Here is a 232-nt window from a genome sequence, read left to right as displayed (position 1 = left end):
TCGACGAACAGAATATTGCCCTTTCGCAAGCCCGTTTATTACTTTCAATAAACGTACAACAAGTTTTGCGTAATGGTTTAGAGTTACTAGGTGTGTCTGCACCTGAGACGATGTAACCAGCAAAGCAAAGCTTCACACATGGCTGTAAGACCGAAAGCTATGCTTGAGGTACCGATGTAAAAAGCAACGCTTTGCACATCGTCGCAAGATGAAGGGCTTTGCCCGAAGTAGC

The 232-nt window shown here is 44.8% G+C and carries 1 protein-coding gene; it reads left to right on the top strand.

The annotated features are described in order from the left end of the window. Positions 1–14 precede the first annotated feature (14 nt). Positions 15–116 (top strand): DALR anticodon-binding domain-containing protein, encoded by a 102-nt coding sequence (locus tag RRF55_RS28110; protein WP_439419315.1) that lies wholly within the window; start codon positions 15–17, stop codon positions 114–116. Positions 117–232 lie beyond the last annotated feature (116 nt).

The organism is Klebsiella sp. K47, assembly GCF_051858335.1.
Taxonomy (GTDB): domain Bacteria; phylum Pseudomonadota; class Gammaproteobacteria; order Enterobacterales; family Enterobacteriaceae; genus Klebsiella; species Klebsiella pneumoniae.
This window is presented reverse-complemented; position numbering and strand designations above follow the sequence as displayed.